Annotated in this window: 12 protein-coding genes; all 12 read left to right on the top strand. The window is 51.8% G+C overall.

Annotated features, from left to right (window positions below):
- Window positions 1–566 precede the first annotated feature (566 nt).
- The 12 genes from atpI to pstS all read left to right on the top strand — a co-directional run bounded on the left by atpI (window position 567) and on the right by pstS (window position 12,651).
- On the top strand, window positions 567–950 hold the full coding sequence (atpI, locus tag SGR01S_RS18620; protein WP_037421253.1) for a F0F1 ATP synthase subunit I: 384 nt from the start codon (window positions 567–569) through the stop codon (window positions 948–950).
- 20 nt (window positions 951–970) lie between these two features.
- Window positions 971–1,792 (top strand): F0F1 ATP synthase subunit A, encoded by an 822-nt coding sequence (gene atpB / locus SGR01S_RS18615; RefSeq protein ID WP_037421251.1) that lies wholly within the window; start codon window positions 971–973, stop codon window positions 1,790–1,792.
- A gap of 49 nt (window positions 1,793–1,841) precedes the next feature.
- A complete protein-coding gene (gene atpE / locus SGR01S_RS18610) occupies window positions 1,842–2,081 on the top strand; it encodes a F0F1 ATP synthase subunit C (protein ID WP_004093904.1) in 240 nt (79 codons plus the stop codon).
- 57 nt (window positions 2,082–2,138) lie between these two features.
- The gene (atpF, locus tag SGR01S_RS18605; RefSeq protein ID WP_004950476.1) at window positions 2,139–2,609 is read left to right on the top strand and encodes a F0F1 ATP synthase subunit B; all 471 of its coding nucleotides are present in this window, start codon (window positions 2,139–2,141) and stop codon (window positions 2,607–2,609) included.
- Between the two features lie 14 nt (window positions 2,610–2,623).
- Complete coding sequence (atpH, locus tag SGR01S_RS18600) at window positions 2,624–3,157, top strand: F0F1 ATP synthase subunit delta (protein ID WP_037421248.1); 534 nt, start codon at window positions 2,624–2,626, stop codon at window positions 3,155–3,157.
- 12 nt (window positions 3,158–3,169) lie between these two features.
- Window positions 3,170–4,711, top strand: coding sequence for a F0F1 ATP synthase subunit alpha (gene atpA / locus SGR01S_RS18595; RefSeq protein ID WP_012004483.1), 1,542 nt, complete (start codon window positions 3,170–3,172; stop codon window positions 4,709–4,711).
- Between the two features lie 58 nt (window positions 4,712–4,769).
- Window positions 4,770–5,633, top strand: a complete 864-nt coding sequence (gene atpG / locus SGR01S_RS18590; RefSeq protein ID WP_012004484.1) for a F0F1 ATP synthase subunit gamma — start codon at window positions 4,770–4,772, stop codon at window positions 5,631–5,633.
- 32 nt (window positions 5,634–5,665) lie between these two features.
- Window positions 5,666–7,048, top strand: coding sequence for a F0F1 ATP synthase subunit beta (gene atpD / locus SGR01S_RS18585; protein ID WP_012004485.1), 1,383 nt, complete (start codon window positions 5,666–5,668; stop codon window positions 7,046–7,048).
- Window positions 7,049–7,068: 20 nt separating this feature from the next.
- On the top strand, window positions 7,069–7,488 hold the full coding sequence (locus tag SGR01S_RS18580; RefSeq protein ID WP_004950490.1) for a F0F1 ATP synthase subunit epsilon: 420 nt from the start codon (window positions 7,069–7,071) through the stop codon (window positions 7,486–7,488).
- Between the two features lie 296 nt (window positions 7,489–7,784).
- Window positions 7,785–9,155 (top strand): bifunctional UDP-N-acetylglucosamine diphosphorylase/glucosamine-1-phosphate N-acetyltransferase GlmU, encoded by a 1,371-nt coding sequence (glmU, locus tag SGR01S_RS18575; RefSeq protein WP_061808246.1) that lies wholly within the window; start codon window positions 7,785–7,787, stop codon window positions 9,153–9,155.
- A gap of 289 nt (window positions 9,156–9,444) precedes the next feature.
- On the top strand, window positions 9,445–11,274 hold the full coding sequence (glmS, locus tag SGR01S_RS18570) for a glutamine--fructose-6-phosphate transaminase (isomerizing) (protein WP_037421242.1): 1,830 nt from the start codon (window positions 9,445–9,447) through the stop codon (window positions 11,272–11,274).
- A 336-nt stretch (window positions 11,275–11,610) separates the two neighbouring features.
- Window positions 11,611–12,651, top strand: a complete 1,041-nt coding sequence (gene pstS, locus SGR01S_RS18565) for a phosphate ABC transporter substrate-binding protein PstS (RefSeq protein WP_037421239.1) — start codon at window positions 11,611–11,613, stop codon at window positions 12,649–12,651.
- The last annotated feature ends 8 nt before the right edge of the window (window positions 12,652–12,659 follow it).

Genomic DNA, 12,659 nt, shown 5'->3' with positions numbered 1-12,659 from the left:
GGTTTTTTTAGTTAATTTACTTTTTATTAACACAAAAATAGCTGGCAATTAGCGACAATGAGGTAATTGCAGATCGTAATAGTTACGTTAGCAACGATAAGTGAAGGATCCTGCTTTGCTGCTAATGTTAATTGTCTGTTGTAATATTATCCCCGAAGCTGTCAATAAAAGGTTTTTATCAGGTATACGGGTTGTTTTTGAACAGTTAACTTGTAATATTTTGATTTATAATATCTTTTTGATCGCCCAATTTGCTAAAGACGCTTTTACTTTTGATGGGATATAAATCAGAAATAGGTATTATTGTGAGCAGTACCACGTTTCTTACTGTAACACTGGAATAATCAGACAATTAAATGAGCCCTATTATTCCGACTGTTTTCTTGTGAAAATAGCCTCAAATGGGGAAATTTAAATAATTGTTCACCTTTTCGCTACTTATCGATTGAATTCGTTGGTATGCCCCGTATAATTTGCTCGTTTTTTGCAGCTTGACTCAGAGCAGCAAAGACAGTTTTATACGTCACTCAGCATACCCACTCTGGGGTACGGAGAGAACAAACGTCATGTCTGTGTCCCTTTACAGCGGAAAAGTTGCTCGCAAATTGCTGTTTCTGCAGTTAATGACTTTTGTTCTGATCAGCGCTGCTTTCGGCCTAAAAAGCCTGGAATGGAGCGGTTCGGCACTGGCAGGCGGTCTCGCTGCCTGGTTGCCGAGTACCATGTTTATGCTGTTTGCCTTGCGCCATCAGGCGCAGACGCCGGCACCCGGTCGGGTTGCCTGGTCGTTCGCCATCGGCGAGGGATTGAAGGTCTTGATCACCATAGTTTTGTTGATCGTGGCGCTTGGGGTGTTTAAAGCGGCGTTTATACCGCTTGGCCTGACCTATTTAGCGGTGTTAGTGGTGCAGATAGTGGCACCGGCCGTGATTAACAGTTACCGAACTTAACTAAAAGGGTAAGAGGCATCATGTCTGCATCTGGAGAAAATGGGACTGCAAAGGACTATATCAGCCACCATCTGAATAACCTTCAGTTGGATCTGCGTACTTTTCAGTTAGTTGAACCACACTCTGGTAACCCGACATTCTGGACGTTGAACATTGACTCATTGTTCTTCTCTGTGGTGTTGGGCGCGCTGTTCTTGTTTATCTTCAAGAAAGTAGCAAATACAGCCACCAGCGGTGTACCGGGGAAACTTCAAACTGCCGTCGAACTCATCATGGGCTTCGTCGACAGTAGCGTTCGTGATATGTATCACGGCAAGAGCAAGGTTATTGCTCCGCTGGCGCTGACCGTGTTTGTCTGGGTATTCCTGATGAACATGATGGATCTGCTGCCAATCGATCTGCTGCCGTTTATTGGCGAACATGTGTTTGGTTTGCCGGCATTGCGTGTTGTTCCTACCGCAGACGTAAGTATTACGCTGTCGATGGCGTTGGGCGTATTTATCCTGATTCTGTTCTATAGCATCAAAATGAAAGGCATTGGTGGGTTCGTTAAAGAGTTAACCATGCAGCCGTTCAACCATCCGTTATTCATTCCAATCAACCTGATTCTTGAAGGTGTCAGCCTGCTGTCCAAGCCTGTTTCACTGGGCCTGCGACTGTTCGGCAACATGTATGCGGGTGAGTTGATCTTCATCCTGATTGCCGGTTTGTTGCCGTGGTGGTCACAGTGGCTACTGAATGTGCCTTGGGCCATTTTCCACATACTGATCATTACGCTTCAAGCCTTTATTTTCATGGTTCTGACGATTGTCTATCTTTCGATGGCATCTGAAGAGCACTGATTTTCTTAAAACACTTGCACTTTTAAACTGAAACAAACTGGAGACTGTCATGGAAAACCTGAGTATGGATCTGCTGTACATGGCTGCCGCTGTGATGATGGGTTTAGCGGCAATCGGTGCTGCGATCGGTATCGGCATCCTGGGTGGTAAATTCTTGGAAGGCGCTGCACGTCAGCCTGACCTGATTCCTCTGCTGCGTACACAGTTCTTTATCGTTATGGGTCTGGTTGACGCCATCCCGATGATCGCTGTTGGTCTGGGTCTGTACGTGATGTTTGCTGTCGCGTAAGTAGAGAATTTCTCTACACTGAAACCACACTATTAACTTTTAAAGAGGCATTGTGCTGTGAATCTTAACGCAACAATCCTCGGCCAGGCCATCGCGTTCGTTCTGTTTGTCTGGTTCTGTATGAAGTACGTATGGCCGCCGATTATGGCAGCCATCGAGAAGCGTCAGGGAGAAATTGCTGACGGTCTCGCTTCTGCAGAACGTGCCAAAAAAGATTTGGACTTAGCGCAAGCCAATGCGACCGACCAGCTGAAAACTGCTAAAGCAGAAGCTCAGGTGATCATCGAGCAAGCAAACAAACGCAAAGCTCAGATCATGGATGAAGCGAAAGCCGAAGCCGAGCAGGAACGTAACAAAATCGTGGCGCAGGCTCAGGCTGAGATCGAAGCCGAACGTAAGCGCGCTCGTGAAGAGTTGCGTAAGCAAGTCGCGATGCTGGCAATTGCCGGCGCCGAGAAGATCATCGAACGTTCCGTGGATGAAGCTGCTAACAGCGACATCGTTGATAAACTGGTCGCTGAACTGTAAGGAGGGAGGGGCTGATGTCTGAATTTGTAACTGTAGCTCGCCCCTACGCCAAAGCAGCTTTTGACTTTGCCGTTGAGCATCAAAGCGTAGAGCGCTGGCAGGATATGCTGGCGTTTGCTGCTGATGTCACTCGCAATGAACAGATTTCTGAACTGCTGTCTGGCGCTATCGCGCCAGAGACGCTGTCCAAGACGTTCATCGCGGTTTGTGGCGATCAACTCGACGAACATGGCCAGAACTTTATCCGTGTAATGGCCGAAAATGGACGTTTACTGGTTCTTCCTGCCGTGCTGCAGCAGTTCACCGAACTGCGCGCCTTGCTGGAATCCACCGTCGAAGTCGACGTGCTCTCTGCGAGCGCACTGAGCGACAAACAGCAGGCAAATATTGCCGCTGCGATGGAAAAACGTCTGTCACGCAAAGTTAAGCTGAATTGCAAAATTGACAAGTCTGTACTGGCCGGCGTAATTATCCGTGCTGGCGATATGGTGATTGATGGCAGCGTTCGCGGTCGTCTTGAACGCCTGACAGACGTCTTGCAGTCTTAAGGGGACTGGAGCATGCAACTGAATTCCACCGAAATCAGCGAACTGATCAAGCAGCGCATTGCTCAGTTCAATGTGGTGAGCGAAGCTCACAATGAAGGTACTATTGTTTCCGTCAGTGACGGGATCATCCGCGTACACGGTCTGGCCGAAGTTATGCAGGGCGAAATGATCGCACTGCCAGGCAACCGTTACGCAATCGCATTGAACCTGGAGCGCGACTCCGTAGGTGCCGTGGTTATGGGTCCGTACGCGGATCTGGCCGAAGGCATGAAGGTAAAATGTACTGGCCGTATTCTGGAAGTTCCGGTTGGCCGTGGCCTGCTGGGCCGTGTAGTTAACACCCTGGGCGCACCTATTGATGGTAAAGGCCCGGTTGATAACGACGGTTTCTCCCCGGTTGAAGCTATTGCCCCTGGTGTTATCGAGCGTCAGTCTGTAGATCAGCCGGTTCAAACTGGCTACAAATCTGTTGACGCCATGATCCCAATCGGCCGTGGCCAGCGTGAGCTGGTGATCGGTGACCGTCAGACAGGTAAAACTGCGCTGGCAATCGATGCGATCATCAACCAACGCGATTCAGGCATCAAATGTGTTTACGTGGCTATCGGCCAGAAAGCGTCCACCATCGCTAACGTGGTGCGCAAGCTGGAAGAACACGGTGCACTGGCAAACACCATCGTTGTGGTTGCTACCGCGTCTGAATCCGCTGCATTGCAATACCTGGCTCCGTATGCTGGTTGTGCGATGGGTGAATACTTCCGTGACCGCGGTGAAGATGCGCTGATTGTTTATGATGACCTGTCCAAACAGGCCGTTGCTTACCGTCAGATCTCCCTGCTGCTTCGTCGTCCACCAGGTCGTGAAGCTTACCCAGGCGACGTATTTTATCTCCACTCCCGTTTGCTGGAGCGTGCTGCGCGTGTTAACGCCGAATACGTTGAAGCCTTCACCAAAGGTGAAGTCAAAGGCCAAACCGGTTCACTGACTGCTCTGCCAATCATTGAAACCCAGGCGGGTGACGTTTCCGCGTTCGTTCCGACCAACGTAATCTCGATTACCGATGGTCAGATCTTCCTGGAATCCAACCTGTTTAACTCCGGTATTCGTCCGGCAGTTAACCCGGGTATCTCCGTATCCCGTGTGGGCGGTGCAGCGCAAACCAAGATCATGAAAAAACTGTCCGGTGGTATTCGTACCGCATTGGCACAGTATCGTGAACTGGCTGCGTTCTCTCAGTTCGCTTCCGATCTGGATGATGCGACCCGCAAACAGCTGAGCCACGGTCAGAAAGTGACCGAGCTGCTGAAACAGAAACAGTATGCGCCGATGTCCGTCGCACAACAGTCTCTGGTGCTGTTTGCCGCAGAACGTGGCTTCCTGAACGACGTTGAAGTCGCGAAAGTCGTGAGCTTCGAAGCCGCGCTGGTTGCTTACGCAGATCGCGAGCATGCCGAGTTGCTGAACCACATCAACCAAACTGGCAATTTCAACGATGAGATCGAGGGCAAGCTGAAAGGCATCCTCGAGACCTTCAAGAAAACCCAGTCCTGGTAACGCTCAGCGGCCTGCAGTTGAAAGACAGCAGGCCGTCTGGCAATGAGGAGAAGCAGACATGGCCGGCGCAAAAGAGATACGTAGTAAGATCGCGAGCGTGCAAAACACGCAAAAGATCACTAAAGCGATGGAAATGGTCGCCGCCTCCAAAATGCGTAAATCGCAGGAACGCATGGCGGCCAGCCGTCCTTATGCAGAGACCATGCGCAAAGTGATTGGTCACCTTGCGTTGGGTAATCTGGAATATAAGCACCCGTACCTGGATGAGCGTGATGTTAAGCGCGTCGGGTATCTGGTGGTGTCTACTGACCGTGGTCTCTGTGGTGGCTTGAACATTAACCTGTTCAAGCGGCTGTTGGCAGAGATGAAAGGCTGGTCCGAAAAAGGTGTCGAAACAGATTTGGCACTGATTGGCTCTAAAGCGGCTTCTTTCTTTGGTTCCGTGGGCGGCAACGTGGTTGCCCAGGTCACCGGCATGGGGGATAACCCTTCCCTGTCGGAGCTGATCGGACCGGTGAAAGTGATGCTGCAAGCCTACGACGAAGGTCGTTTGGACAAGCTGTACATTGTCAGTAACAAATTTATCAATACGATGTCCCAAGAACCACAGATCGTTCAGCTGCTGCCGTTGCCGCCTGCCGAAGACGGTGAGCTGAAGAAAAAATCTTGGGATTACCTGTATGAACCCGATCCAAAAGTGCTGCTTGATACCTTGCTGCGTCGCTATGTGGAATCTCAGGTTTATCAGGGCGTCGTGGAAAACCTGGCCAGCGAGCAGGCCGCACGAATGGTAGCGATGAAAGCCGCAACCGATAACGGCGGTAGCCTGATCAAAGAGCTGCAGTTGGTATACAACAAGGCTCGTCAGGCCAGCATCACTCAGGAACTCACCGAGATCGTTTCGGGAGCCTCCGCGGTTTAAGCTAGGTTTACGAATTACGTAGAGGATTCAAGATGGCTACTGGAAAGATTATCCAGGTAATCGGCGCCGTAGTGGACGTCGAGTTCCCTCAGGATGCCGTACCAAAAGTGTACAACGCTCTTGAGGTAGAAAACGGTGCCAATAAGCTGGTGCTGGAAGTTCAGCAACAGTTGGGCGGTGGCGTGGTTCGCTGTATCGCAATGGGGACCTCTGATGGTCTGCGTCGCGGTCTGAAAGTCACAGACCTGGACCACCCAATTGAAGTACCGGTAGGTAAAGCTACTCTGGGCCGTATCATGAACGTATTGGGTGAACCAATCGACATGAAGGGCGATATCGGCGAAGAAGAACGTTGGGCGATTCACCGTCCGGCGCCAAGCTACGAAGATTTGGCCAACTCCCAGGATCTGCTGGAAACCGGTATCAAGGTAATGGACCTGATCTGCCCGTTCGCCAAGGGTGGTAAAGTCGGTCTGTTCGGTGGTGCGGGTGTTGGTAAAACCGTAAACATGATGGAGCTGATCCGTAACATCGCGATCGAGCACTCCGGTTATTCTGTGTTTGCGGGCGTGGGTGAGCGTACTCGTGAGGGTAACGACTTCTACCACGAAATGAACGACTCCAACGTACTGGACAAAGTATCCCTGGTTTACGGCCAGATGAACGAGCCACCGGGTAACCGTCTGCGCGTTGCTCTGACCGGTCTGACCATGGCTGAGAAATTCCGTGACGAAGGCCGTGACGTTCTGCTGTTCGTTGATAACATCTACCGTTATACCCTGGCCGGTACCGAAGTGTCCGCACTTCTGGGCCGTATGCCATCGGCGGTAGGTTATCAGCCAACGCTGGCGGAAGAGATGGGTGTTCTGCAAGAACGTATCACCTCTACCAAGACTGGTTCAATCACCTCCGTACAGGCCGTTTACGTCCCTGCGGATGACTTGACTGACCCGTCACCAGCCACCACCTTTGCTCACTTGGATGCAACTGTGGTACTGAGCCGTAATATCGCTTCTCTGGGTATCTACCCGGCCGTTGACCCGCTGGACTCTACCAGCCGTCAGCTGGATCCGCTGGTAGTTGGCCAGGAGCACTACGATGTAGCGCGTGGCGTGCAGTCCATTCTGCAACGCTATCAGGAACTGAAAGATATCATCGCAATCCTGGGTATGGACGAGCTGTCTGAAGAAGACAAACTGGTCGTATCCCGTGCGCGTAAAATCCAACGCTTCCTGTCTCAGCCGTTCTTCGTGGCAGAAGTCTTCACCGGTTCTCCGGGCAAGTTCGTATCGCTGAAAGACACCATCCGTGGTTTCAAAGGCATTATGGACGGCGACTATGACCACCTGCCTGAACAAGCGTTCTACATGGTTGGCACCATTGAAGAAGCAGTGGAAAAAGCCAAGAAACTGTAACGTCTTGAGAGGAGGGTGATATGGCTATGACTTACCATCTGGATGTAGTCAGCGCGGAAAAACATATGTTTTCCGGCCTGGTGCAAAAGATCCAGGTGACAGGTAGCGAAGGCGAACTGGGGATTTTCCCTGGTCATGCGCCGCTGCTGACTGCCATCAAGCCTGGCATGGTGCGTATTGTTAAACAACACGGTGAAGAAGAGTTCATCTACCTGTCCGGCGGTATCCTTGAGGTACAACCGAGCGTGGTCACCGTGCTGGCTGACACTGCTATCCGTGGAACGGACCTCGACGAAGCGAGAGCGCTGGAAGCTAAGCGTAAAGCTGAAGAACATATCAGTAGCTCTCATGGCGATGTCGACTATGCTCAGGCATCTGCAGAACTGGCGAAAGCGATCGCAAAACTGCGCGTTATCGAGCTCACCAGAAGATCGATGTAATATTTTGGCGCGTGCATAACGCAGCCAAAATTAAGAAAGCGGCCTATTGGGTCGCTTTTTTTTTGTTTTAAAATAAGCGTATCAGCCTGGCAGGCATTGTGAGGTATAACCTTTAATAGTGGCTGGAAATGTCGCCGATCGCCGACAGTTATCCCCACAGTCGGGTTACTGGGGCGTTAACTTCGGCGCGCTTAGTGCCCCAAGGCCTGAGCTGGGTTCGTGCAGAGAAATATGTAGTAATATCGTCACTAAAGGGTTCTACTTTCGTCTATTAAAATGGAGTTATCAGGTTGCTTATGTCGAACAGCGCAATGAGTGTGGTGATCCTCGCCGCGGGCAAGGGAACACGCATGTATTCCGATCTTCCCAAGGTGTTACATCCGTTGGCCGGCAAGCCAATGGTGCAGCACGTCATTGATGCCGCGATGAAACTGGGCGCGAAAAACGTCCATCTGGTGTACGGCCATGGCGGTGACTTGCTGAAAAACACCCTGACCGATAGCGCACTGAATTGGGTGCTGCAAGCCGAGCAATTAGGTACCGGCCATGCCATGCAGCAGGCGGCCCCGCATTTTGCCGATGATGAAGACGTGCTGATGCTGTACGGCGACGTCCCGCTGATTTCTGTCGATACTTTGCAGCGTCTGATGGCCGCGAAGCCACAGGGCGGTATTGGCCTGCTGACGGTGAAGCTGACTGATCCAAGCGGTTACGGTCGTATCGTGCGTGAGAATGACCAGGTGGTGGGGATTGTTGAGCATAAAGATGCCAACGAAGCCCAGCGACAAATCAATGAAATCAACACCGGTATCCTGGTGGCCAACGGCCGCGATCTCAAGCGTTGGCTGGGGATGCTGAATAACGACAACGCACAGGGTGAATTCTACATCACCGATATCATTGCGCTGGCCCATGCCGACGGCAAGAAAATTGAAGCCGTGCATCCGTCACGTCTGAGTGAAGTGGAAGGCGTGAATAACCGTCTGCAACTGTCTCGTCTTGAGCGCATCTATCAGGCAGAACAGTCTGAAAAATTGCTGTTGGCCGGCGTAATGCTGCTGGATCCGGCGCGTTTTGACCTGCGCGGGGAACTTGTGCACGGTCGCGACATCTCTATTGATGCCAACGTCATTATTGAAGGCACGGTCAAGCTCGGGGATCGGGTGAAAATCGGTGCCGGCTGCGTGTTGAAAAACTGCGTGATCGGCGATGACTGCGAAATCAGCCCGTACAGCGTGCTAGAAGATGCCGTGCTGGCAGCGGAATGCACCGTGGGTCCTTTTGCTCGTTTGCGTCCTGGCGCTGAGCTGGCGGTGGGTGCCCATGTTGGCAATTTCGTCGAAATGAAAAAGGCGCGTTTGGGCAAAGGCTCGAAAGCGGGTCATCTGAGTTATCTGGGCGATGCCGAGATTGGCGATGATGTGAATATTGGTGCTGGTACCATCACCTGTAACTATGATGGCGCCAATAAGCATAAAACCATTATCGGCGACGGCGTGTTTGTCGGTTCCGACACCCAGCTGGTGGCGCCAGTGTCTGTTGGCAAAGGTTCCACCATCGCCGCAGGCACTACGGTGACACGTGATATCGGCGAGGACGAATTGGTACTGAGCCGTGTCAAACAAGTACATATCCAGGGCTGGCAACGTCCGGTGAAAAAGATATAGCCCTTCATCTTTCGAGCTGCAGCGTTGTTGGCTTCACGACAGAACCCCAGTCACTTACTTGAGTAAGCTCCTGGGGATTCTGACATTTGCCGCCTAGCTGCAACCCGAAATCTATTGGGCGAAAGCAGGCATTAAAAGAATATGTTTTGTATTGCGCTCCAATGTAGAGCCCAATACAAAACATAATAATCCCCATTCTCTACAGGCTCGGGGACGCACGGTAAAACCGGCAAAATCAGGTCAAGACATCGAAAGCGCCCCGAAAGGCGTTTAATTAGGAATACAACTGATGTGTGGAATTGTAGGCGCAGTAGCGCAACGTGATATAGCAGAGATTCTGTTGGAAGGGTTACGCCGTCTTGAATACCGTGGCTACGACTCAGCCGGTTTGGCGGTGGTGGATGCGGAAGGCAACGTCAACCGTTTACGCCGCGTAGGCAAAGTGAATAAACTGGCCGAAGCCGCGGAACAACATGAATTGCATGGGGGCACCGGTATTGCTCACACCCGCTGGGCAACGCACGGTGAACCTACCGAAGCTAACGCGCACCCGCATGTTTCTGATTACATTACGGTGGTGCATAACGGCATCATCGAAAACCACGAACCGCTGCGTGAACTGCTGATTGAACGTGGTTATCACTTCAGTTCTGAAACTGACACCGAGGTGATTGCTCACCTGGTGCATTGGGAGCAGCGTCAGGGTGGCACTTTGCTGGAAGTGGTTCAGCGCGTGATCCCTCAGCTGCGTGGCGCATACGGCACCGTGGTGATGGACAGCCGTGATCCCAGCGTGCTGGTGGCAGCGCGCTCCGGCAGCCCGTTGGTTATCGGCCGTGGCGTGGGTGAGAACTTCCTGGCTTCCGATCAACTGGCACTGTTGCCGGTAACCCGTCGCTTTATCTTCCTGGAAGAAGGTGATGTGGTGGAAATGACCCGTCGCACCGTGAGCATTTTCGATAAGCAGGGTAACGCCGTTGAGCGTCCTGAGATCGAATCCCAGGTGCAGTACGATGCTGGTGATAAAGGCGCTTACCGTCACTACATGCAAAAAGAGATCTACGAACAGCCACTGGCGCTGAAGAACACCCTTGAAGGGCGTTTCAGCCATGGCCAAATCAACCTAAGCGAGCTGGGCCCGCGTGCCGACGAACTGCTAGCGAAGGTTCAGCACGTGCAAATTATCGCCTGTGGGACGTCTTACCATTCCGGCATGGTTGCACGTTATTGGTTCGAATCCCTGGCCGGCGTCCCTTGCGATGTCGAAATTGCATCCGAATTCCGTTACCGCAAGTCTGCCGTACGTCCAGGCAGCCTGATCATCACACTATCGCAGTCCGGTGAAACCGCAGATACACTGGCGGCACTGCGCTTGTCGAAGGAGCTGGGTTACCTCGGGTCGTTGGCAGTGTGTAACGTGGCCGGTTCTTCACTGGTGCGTGAGTCCGATCTGGCACTGATGACCAAAGCCGGTACTGAAATCGGTGTTGCCTCTACCAAAGCCTTCACCACCCAGCTTGCGGTGTTGTTGATGCTGGTGGCACGTTTGGGCCGTCTGAAAGGCATGGCAGAAAGCGTTGAGCATGACATCGTACATGGCTTACAGGCGTTGCCGGCACGTATCGAACAGATGCTGTCGATGGATAAGAACATTGAAGCGTTGGCGGAAGGTTTCTCCGACAAGCATCATGCCCTGTTCCTTGGCCGTGGCGATCAGTACCCGATCGCGATGGAAGGCGCACTGAAGCTGAAAGAAATCTCCTATATACACGCAGAGGCCTATGCCGCCGGTGAGCTGAAACACGGGCCGCTGGCATTGATCGACGCTGATATGCCAGTGATCGTGGTCGCGCCAAATAACGAACTGCTGGAAAAGCTGAAGTCCAACATTGAGGAAGTGCGCGCACGCGGCGGCCAGCTGTACGTGTTCGCCGATCAGGATGCCGGTTTCGTCAGTAGCGAAGGCATGACCATCATCCCGTTGCCGCACGTCGAAGAAATCGTGGCACCGATCTTCTACACCGTGCCGTTGCAGCTGCTGTCTTACCACGTGGCGCTGATCAAAGGCACCGACGTTGACCAGCCGCGTAACCTGGCAAAGTCTGTCACAGTAGAGTAACTCGCTGCTGTTAACCTCTAAAAGCCGGTCACTGCGCCGGCTTTTTTTATGGTTGGATAAAATATGACAATGGTGCGACAGCAGGGATAAAAGTTGTCATATTCAAGCGGATAGATGAGATAGGACGTGTTTTTTTATTGATTAATTATTGTGTGTTTTTGTCTTTAACTGACTGATTTATATTTAATTACCGTGTTGTCTCTTGTGTTGTAATATAACTGTCATATTTCGTACATTTTACTGTCACCAAACTGTCCTATTTTCCCTCCTGCAGCAATACTTACTCTGATGAAAACGATTTGAAGTCGATTTTTGAATATCCCATTAGGAGGGATTATGAAACTGATGCGTACCACCGTCGCCAGTATTGTGGCAGCGACTTTCTCCCTGACCGCCGTGTCCGCGTTCGCTGCTGCTAGCCTGACCGGTGCAGGTGCGACATTCCCCGCTCCGGTTTATGCCAAGTGGGCAGATTCTTATCAGAAAGAAACTGGCAACAAAGTTAACTATCAAGGCATCGGCTCTTCTGGCGGCGTGAAGCAAATCGTTGCCAACACCGTTGACTTTGGTGCTTCTGATGCGCCGTTGACTGACGAAAAACTGGCTGCTGATGGTCTGTTCCAGTTCCCTACCGTGATCGGTGGCGTTGTACTGGCGGTTAACATCCCGGGTATCAAATCCGGTGAACTGACCCTGGACGGCAAAACCCTGGGTGATATCTACCTGGGTAACGTGAAGAAATGGAACGACCCGGCGATCACCAAACTGAACCCAGGCGTTAAGCTGCCGGATCAGAACATTGCCGTTGTCCGTCGTGCTGACGGTTCAGGCACCTCGTTCGTGTTCACCAGCTACCTGTCTAAAGCGAATGCACAGTGGAAAGAGAAAATCGGCGCAGGCTCTACCGTTAACTGGCCAACGGGTCTGGGCGGCAAGGGTAACGACGGCATCGCAGCCTTCGTACAACGTCTGCCAGGCTCTATCGGCTACGTAGAATACGCTTACGCTAAGCAGAACAACCTGGCTTACACCAAGCTGATTTCTGCTGATGGCAAAGCCGTTAGCCCGACAGAAGAGAGCTTCAGTGCTGCCGCTAAAGGTGTGGATTGGAGCAAAACCTTCGCTCAGGATCTGACTAACCAGAAAGGCGATAACGCTTGGCCAATCACCTCCACCACCTTCATCCTGGTGCACAAAGAGCAGAAAAACCCGGCTCAGGGCACTGAAGTCCTGAAGTTCTTTGACTGGGCGTACAAAACTGGTGCCAAGCAGGCTAATGACCTGGATTACGCCACTCTGCCGAAAGAAGTTATCGAGCAGGTGCGTGCAGCATGGAAAACCAACGTAAAAGACAGTTCAGGTAAAGCGCTGTACTAACAACGCAG

Source organism: Serratia grimesii NBRC 13537, from assembly GCF_001590905.1.
GTDB lineage: Bacteria > Pseudomonadota > Gammaproteobacteria > Enterobacterales > Enterobacteriaceae > Serratia > Serratia grimesii.
This window is presented reverse-complemented; position numbering and strand designations above follow the sequence as displayed.

Bases quoted from the DNA above. Each gene is read 5' to 3' on its own strand.
- atpB (WP_037421251.1), top strand. From the start codon at position 971: ATGTCTGCATCTGGAGAAAATGGGACTGCAAAGGACTATATCAGCCAC.
- pstS (WP_037421239.1), top strand. From the start codon at position 11,611: ATGAAACTGATGCGTACCACCGTCGCCAGTATTGTGGCAGCGACTTTC.
- atpE (WP_004093904.1), top strand. From the start codon at position 1,842: ATGGAAAACCTGAGTATGGATCTGCTGTACATGGCTGCCGCTGTGATG.
- SGR01S_RS18580 (WP_004950490.1), top strand. From the start codon at position 7,069: ATGGCTATGACTTACCATCTGGATGTAGTCAGCGCGGAAAAACATATG.
- glmS (WP_037421242.1), top strand. From the start codon at position 9,445: ATGTGTGGAATTGTAGGCGCAGTAGCGCAACGTGATATAGCAGAGATT.
- atpI (WP_037421253.1), top strand. From the start codon at position 567: ATGTCTGTGTCCCTTTACAGCGGAAAAGTTGCTCGCAAATTGCTGTTT.
- atpG (WP_012004484.1), top strand. From the start codon at position 4,770: ATGGCCGGCGCAAAAGAGATACGTAGTAAGATCGCGAGCGTGCAAAAC.
- glmU (WP_061808246.1), top strand. From the start codon at position 7,785: ATGTCGAACAGCGCAATGAGTGTGGTGATCCTCGCCGCGGGCAAGGGA.
- atpH (WP_037421248.1), top strand. From the start codon at position 2,624: ATGTCTGAATTTGTAACTGTAGCTCGCCCCTACGCCAAAGCAGCTTTT.
- atpA (WP_012004483.1), top strand. From the start codon at position 3,170: ATGCAACTGAATTCCACCGAAATCAGCGAACTGATCAAGCAGCGCATT.
- atpD (WP_012004485.1), top strand. From the start codon at position 5,666: ATGGCTACTGGAAAGATTATCCAGGTAATCGGCGCCGTAGTGGACGTC.